At 68.2% G+C, this 6358-nt stretch carries 8 protein-coding genes; 6 read left to right on the top strand and 2 right to left on the bottom strand.

The annotated features are described in order from the left end of the window. The coding region (locus VFG33_RS06715; protein ID WP_325023521.1) for an endonuclease/exonuclease/phosphatase family protein at positions 1 to 844 on the top strand (844 nt) is incomplete at its 5' end. Here the strand turns inward: VFG33_RS06715 and VFG33_RS06710 are convergent. Next, the gene (locus VFG33_RS06710; protein ID WP_325023519.1) at positions 811 to 1626 is read right to left on the bottom strand and encodes a TetR/AcrR family transcriptional regulator; all 816 of its coding nucleotides are present in this window, start codon (positions 1624 to 1626) and stop codon (positions 811 to 813) included. The two genes, VFG33_RS06715 and VFG33_RS06710, sit on opposite strands and share 34 nt — an antisense overlap. Before the next feature lie 133 nt (positions 1627 to 1759). Here VFG33_RS06710 and VFG33_RS06705 point away from each other — a divergent pair, with 133 nt between their 5' ends. The 3 genes from VFG33_RS06705 (at position 1760) to VFG33_RS06695 (ending at position 4501) form a co-directional block, all read left to right on the top strand. Next, positions 1760 to 2593, top strand: a complete 834-nt coding sequence (locus tag VFG33_RS06705) for an NmrA family NAD(P)-binding protein (RefSeq protein WP_325023517.1) — start codon at positions 1760 to 1762, stop codon at positions 2591 to 2593. Positions 2594 to 2652: 59 nt separating this feature from the next. Next, the gene (locus tag VFG33_RS06700) at positions 2653 to 3687 is read left to right on the top strand and encodes an Rv2578c family radical SAM protein (protein WP_325023515.1); all 1035 of its coding nucleotides are present in this window, start codon (positions 2653 to 2655) and stop codon (positions 3685 to 3687) included. 151 nt (positions 3688 to 3838) lie between these two features. After that, entirely contained in the window at positions 3839 to 4501 is a 663-nt protein-coding gene (locus VFG33_RS06695; RefSeq protein ID WP_325023523.1) for an AAA family ATPase, read from the top strand. Here the strand turns inward: VFG33_RS06695 and map are convergent. Then, entirely contained in the window at positions 4464 to 5231 is a 768-nt protein-coding gene (gene map / locus VFG33_RS06690; RefSeq protein ID WP_325023514.1) for a type I methionyl aminopeptidase, read from the bottom strand. The two genes, VFG33_RS06695 and map, sit on opposite strands and share 38 nt — an antisense overlap. Positions 5232 to 5284: 53 nt before the next feature. Between map and VFG33_RS06685 the strand changes: the two genes are divergently transcribed. After that, positions 5285 to 5560, top strand: a complete 276-nt coding sequence (locus VFG33_RS06685; RefSeq protein WP_325023512.1) for a helix-turn-helix domain-containing protein — start codon at positions 5285 to 5287, stop codon at positions 5558 to 5560. 122 nt (positions 5561 to 5682) lie between these two features. Continuing rightward, positions 5683 to 6249, top strand: a complete 567-nt coding sequence (locus VFG33_RS06680; protein WP_325023510.1) for an rRNA adenine N-6-methyltransferase family protein — start codon at positions 5683 to 5685, stop codon at positions 6247 to 6249. The last annotated feature ends 109 nt before the right edge of the window (positions 6250 to 6358 follow it).

Genomic DNA, 6358 nt, shown 5'->3' with positions numbered 1-6358 from the left:
GAACGAGGATCGGCGGCGGCTGCAGCTGGACGGGCGCGGGAAGCTGCTGGTGTCGAAGCCGGCGGCCGACACCGACCGGATCGCTGAGCGGCTGCTCGAACCGGACGTGGACGTCTGGGTCGTGCAGGAGGTGGAGAACGTCGACGTGCTGCGGGAGTTCAACCGCGAGCAGCTGAACGGCGCCTACCAGCACGTGATGGTGATCGACGGCAACGACTCGACCCGGTTCATCGACATCGGGATCCTGTCCCGGCGGCCGATCGGCGGGGTGACCAGCTACCAGCGGACCTTCCACCCGGACGTGCCGTCGCGGCCGATCTTCTCCCGCGACCTGGTCGAGGTGGAGATCCTGGACAACCGGGGACGGAAGGTGCTGACGGTGTTCGGCACCCATCTGAAGTCGAAGTTCGTGGACTTCACCGTGCCCGATGCGGTCGCGGCCGCCGCCGACGCGGAACTGCTGCGGACCCGGCAGGCCGACATGATCACCCGGATCGTCGCGAACCGGATGAGCACCCGGCAGCGGTACCTGCTCTGCGGCGACATGAACGACACCCCGGACTCACCGGCGCTGGCGGCGTACGCGCAGGCGGGGCTGGTCAACGCGCTGCTGACACCGAAGGAGATCGGCGCGGTCAAGACCAAGGTCGAGCTGCCCGCGAACCCGTCCTGGACGTCCACCTTCAAGGCGTCGGGACAGCCGCGGACGTTCGACCTGATCGACCAGATCTGGCTGAGTCCCGCGCTGGCGCCGCGACTGAACGGTGCCTTCATCGGCCGTCGGAAGAAGCTTGCCCGCGACGGGACGGATCACGACCCCGCCTGGATCTCCCTCGAAATCTGAGGGGTGAGGGACTGGATGCCGTCGAGAAGGCGGTCGAGCCCGAAGCGATAGGACTCGGCTGCTACTTCGCGCGTGCCTTCGCCGTAGCCCTCGGCGTACCAGATCGCTGTCATCGTCGGGTACCGGTCGACGTCGAAATAGGTCTCCCAGAGGTCGTTGCGCTCGTGCCACCAGGCGTCGTGGGTCTGCCCGGTAATCCGTTCGATCTGGTCGCTCTCGGCCTCCAGGCCGGCCGCGGAGTCGACGTACGTCGTGATCGCCAGCGCGGCCGTGTTGACCTCATTGGGCGGTAGGCCGATACCGAACAGTGCGGACAGCAGGTACTCCCGCCCGGAGAGCATGCCGGGGCCGATCGGTGGGCGGACGGTCGAGATCCGGCCGAGCCATGGATGCCGACCGAACATGGCGCGGGTCTGGTCGGAGTACAGCTCGATTTGCTCGCGCCAGTCGGACGGCCGCTCCTCGCCGGGGCCGGGGAGCTCGCGCTCGCCCAGCACCTGGTCGACCATCAGGTCCAGCAACTCGTCCTTCGAGGGCACGTAGGTGTAGAGCGTCATCGTGCCGACGCCGAGGGTCTTGGCGACGCCGTTCATCGAGGCGGCGGCCAGTCCACGCTCGTCGGCCAGCGCGATCGCGGCGTCGACCACCGCATCGAGGTGCAGCGTCGGCTTCCGCCCGAGGGGCGGCTTCGTGGCCTCCGGCTTCGCGGCCGGGAGGCGGTTACGCCAGAGCAGGGCGAGGGTGCGGCCGGGCTGGCCGCCGCCGCTGTGCTGCACGCTCATCCCCGCTGCACCGTCATCTGAACCGGCCCCGTCATCTGACCTCCTGTCGCCCGAATCCTACGGCTTGACAGGCGGGTGACCTCATTTCCGTATACCCTACGAGAATTGATTGGCCGAGTGAAGGAGTGGGGAGATGACCATCCTGGTGACGGGTGCGACCGCCAGCGTGGGGCGCTTGCTCGTGGATGAACTGGTGGAGGCCGGAGCGCCGGTCCGGGCCCTGACGAACAACCCGGCGAAGGCAGCGTTGCCGGCCGGAGTCGAGGTCGCCGTCGGCTATCTCGGAAAACCGTCGACCCTGCCCGCGGCACTCGAAGGCGTGGAGACCGTCTACCTGGCCCCGTTGCCCGAATTCGTCGACGACTTCGTGGCCGGCGCGATGAAGGCCGGCGTACGGCGGGTCGTGGTGCTGTCGGGGGAGCCCGCGGAGTACGAGGCGCAAGGGGATCCGGCGGAGTGGCACTACTACAAGGTGGAACGTGCCATCGAGGAGGCCGGCTTCGAGTGGACGCACTTGCGGCCGGGGCAGTTCATGAACAACACGCTGGGCTGGGCGGAGTCGATCAAGGCCGAAGGGGTGGTCCGGTCGCCGTACGCCGCGGCGGTGCAGACGCCGATCGACCTCGGCGACATCGCGGCGGTTGCGCGCGCAGTACTGCTGGACGAGAGCTATACCGGGCAGAAGTTGACGATGAGTGGGCCCGAGGCTCTCACGCAGCCGGACGAGGTCGAGTTGATCGGGGCGGCGATCGGGCGGGAGGTGCGGTTCGAGGAGTTGACGCCCGAGCAGGCTCAGGAAGCGTGGGCGCCGCTGATGGGCGCCGAGACCGCCGAGTGGCTGATTGATGGCTTCCGGATGATGGCGGAGTATCAGATGAAGCCCGAGCCGACTGTGCCGGACGTGACCGGCCGACCGGCGAAGACCTATCGCGAGTGGGCCGTCGCGAACGCGGACGCCTTCCGCTAGTGACTCGAGTCGCTGAGGGTGGGTTGAAAGTCTGGCGAACATGTGTTCGACTATCATCCATGCGATGGGCCGGGCAACAGATCGATGCGGAGGCGCCGGGCGCGTTGCCGGGGCTGGGGTCGATCGCGGGGCTGGTGCGGAGTGTGACGACGCCGGAGTTCCAGGGCGTGACGTTCCACGAGGTGCTGGCGCGGTCGGCGCTGAACTCGGTGCCGGGCTCGAGCCTGCCGTTCAACTGGACGATCAACCCCTATCGCGGCTGCACGCATGCCTGCCGGTACTGCTTCGCGCGGCCGAGCCACCGGTATCTCGAACTGGACCAGGGACTGGACTTCGACCAGCAGATCGTGGTGAAGACGAACGTGGCGGACGTGCTGCGTCGCGAGCTGGCCCGGCCGTCGTGGCATGGTGAACAGGTTGCCCTCGGCACCAATACCGATCCGTACCAGCGGGCGGAGGGCCGCTACCGGCTGATGCCCGGCATCATCGAGGCCCTGGCGGGTTCCGGTACTCCGCTGTCGATCCTGACCAAGGGGACCCTGCTCAGACGCGACCTGGATCTCCTGGTGGCAGCGGCCGAGCAGGTCCCGGTCGGGATCGGGGTGTCGCTGGCGCTTGCGGACGAGGAGTTGCGGAAGCTTGTGGAGCCGGGCGTGCCGTCGTACCGGGGACGGCTGGAGCTGATCCGTACGGTCCGCGAGGCGGGACTGCCGTGCGGCGTGATGGTGGCACCGGTGCTGCCTTGGCTCACGGACTCCGCCGAGCAACTCGACGACCTTCTCGGGGAGCTGGCCGCGGCGGGCGCGACCGGCGTCACCACGCTGGTGCTGCATCTGCGGCCGGGTGTGAAGGAGTGGTTCTTCGGGTGGTTGGCGCGGGAGCGTCCTGAGCTGGTGACGCGGTATGAGTCGCTCTATGCCCGCGGGGTGAACGCCTCACCCAGTTACCGCAACGCCTTCGAGGACAAGGTCCGCCCGCTGCTCGACAAGCACGGCTTCGGCAAAGGCTCCCGCCACCGCTCCAAGTCCGATCCGCGCCGGCATCGCCCTGTCCCCGCTCCAACTCAGGGCCCAGAGCAACAATCCCTCTTCTGACCGCCGCCCTGCCGGTGCGTACCACTTTGGGTTCTCAGCAACTTCTTATCGTCGCGGACCATCATTCGCGGAACACCGTCCGGTTCTGCTCCGTTGTCGACCCAAGATCGGATTTCGCTGAGGAGAGGACGAGGACACAGCTGTGCCAGGCATGGTCATCGCCATCGCGCCAGACGTCGGCCAGAACCCCTGGGAAGTGTTCACCGGCGAACTGCGGTATCCCGAGGACACGGTCGTCGTGCTGGCGGGGATCCCGGGAGCCGGCAAGAGCACCTTGCTCCGACGGCTGTTCCCCGAGACCGCCGCGGTGGACAGCGGAGTACGGGTGTTCGACTCCGAGCGGATCCGGGACCGATGGATGCCAACGCTCGGCGCCATCCCGTACGCCTGGTGGCGTCCGCTGCTGCACCTGACGTACTACGTGCGAGTATTGCGAGCCATGCGCGACGGTGGTCCCTTGGTGGTCCACGACTGTGCCACCCGGCCCTGGGTCAGACGGCTGATCGGCTGGCGTGCCCGCCGTTCGGGATTGACGCCGCACCTGATCCTGCTCGACATCTCCGGCGCAGCGGCCCGCTCGGGCCAGCAGACACGTGGGCGAGTCGTGCGAGCCGGCAGCATGGCCAAACACTGCCGTCGCTGGCCCCTACTGCTCGACCAGGCGATGGCCAACCCGACCCGGATCGTCCCCGGAGCGGCCACCGCCGTAGTCCTGAACCGCCACCAAGCAGATCAACTGGTCAGCATCAGGTTCGAGTCCCGATCTGAGTCGCCGCCTACGGAAGCGTCAGGATCTGCGGACCTTCCTCGGTGATGGCGACGGTGTGTTCGGCGTGGGCGCCGCGGGTGTGGTCGGCGGAGCGGAGGGTCCAGCCGTCGTCGTCGATGACGTAGACGCTGCCCGGACCTGACCAGAACCACGGCTCGATCGCGATCACATGGCCGGCGCGGAGCTTGAGGCCGCGGCCCGGACGACCGGCGTTCGGGACGTGGGGATCTTCGTGCATGCGGCGTCCGATCCCGTGGCCACCGAAGTCGAGGTTGGTGCCCACGCCCGCCTTCTGGCCGACCTCGCTGATCGCGGCGCCGATGTCGCCCAGTCGTGCCCCCGGGACAGCCGCGGCGATCCCGGCCGCGAGCGCCTGCTCAGTGGTGGCGATCAACTCGAGGTCCTCGGCGCGCGGCGTACCGACGACGAAACTGGTCGCCGCGTCGGCACACCAGCCTTCGATCGAGGCGCCGCAGTCGACGTTCAGCAGGTCGCCGTCGGCCAGTCGCTCGTCGCTCGGCAGACCGTGCAGCACCCCGTCGTTCACCGAGGTGCAGATGACGCCGCTGAACGGACTGTCGGCGAAACCGGGCTGGTACCCCTCGAACAGCGAAGCGGCACCCGCGGATCGCAGGACCTCGCGGGCGACCCCGTCCAGTTCGAGCAGCGAGACGCCGACCGCGGCATGCTTCTTGACCGCGCCGAGCGCTGTCGCGACCACCCGGCCGGCGGCGCGCATCTGCTCGATCTCCGCCGTCGTCTTCAAATCGACCATGACTTGCTTCCTCAACTTCACAGGATAGTTATACCGGTACTATTATCACGGTCATGGTCCGACCACCGCTCACCCCTTGGGACCGTGAACGGGGACGTCAGCTCGGCCGCCTGCTGCGGGAGGCCCGCGGCGAGCGCAGCATGGTCGAGGTCGCCGCGGCCTGCGGGGTCTCTGTCGACACCCTCCGCAAGATCGAGACCGGCCGGATCCCGACCCCGGCCCTGTTCACCGTCGCCGCCGTGGCCGCGACGCTGGACCTCTCGCTGGACGCGCTGGTGCTCGGCTGCCAGGACGAGAAGCCGACCGACAGCCGCGGCCTGACCGCCTGACCCGTTCAACCTTCCCACCGCCTCGGCGCGATTCTCGAGCCGCTGTGAGGAAAACCCTTTGAGGCAGGAGGGATCCGCGCTCTAGGGTCGGACCATGATTACGTACTTCGTGATGGTCCGTCGTGCCCGCCTCCGGGCAGGCGAGGGGTGCCTGGGGATGGCATCCGCTCGATAGTCGTTGGGCTCAACGTGTCGTGGACGCCGCTGGGATCAAACCCGGCGAACTCGTCCTCGACGTCGGAGCCGGCCTCGGTGCGTTGACCGCGCCGCTGGTCCGGGCCGGAGCCCAGGTGGTCGCCGTGGAGCTCCACCCTGGTCGTGCCGACAGACTGCAGAAGAGGTTCGCGGACGCACCGGTGACGGTGGTTCGCGCCAATGCCGCTGAGCTGCGGTTGCCGTCTCGGCCGTTCCGGGTGGTCTCGAGTCCGCCGTACGGGATCTCCACCGCGTTACTGAAGAGGTTGCTGGCTCCTGGTGCGCGCCTGGTGTCGGCGGATCTGGTGTTGCAGCGCGCGGTGGTGAACCGGTGGTCGACCGGTGATGCTCCGGGCGCGGCCCGGTGGATCCGCCACTACGACCTGTCGATCGGGCTCCGCCTTCCCCGCAAGGCTTTCACCCCACCGCCCCAGGTCGATTCCGCTGTCCTGCTTATCCGCCGTCCTGCTCGCAACAGCAGGACCCGACGCTGAAGAAGCCCGCCTCCCAGACCAGGGAGACGGGCTTCTTGTTGCCTGGAGCAACTGTCAGCCATGCCAGGACTGCCAGAGGGCCGCGTACGAACCCTGCCGGGCGACCAGT

Source organism: Kribbella sp., from assembly GCF_035687465.1.
GTDB lineage: Bacteria > Actinomycetota > Actinomycetes > Propionibacteriales > Kribbellaceae > Kribbella.
This window is presented reverse-complemented; position numbering and strand designations above follow the sequence as displayed.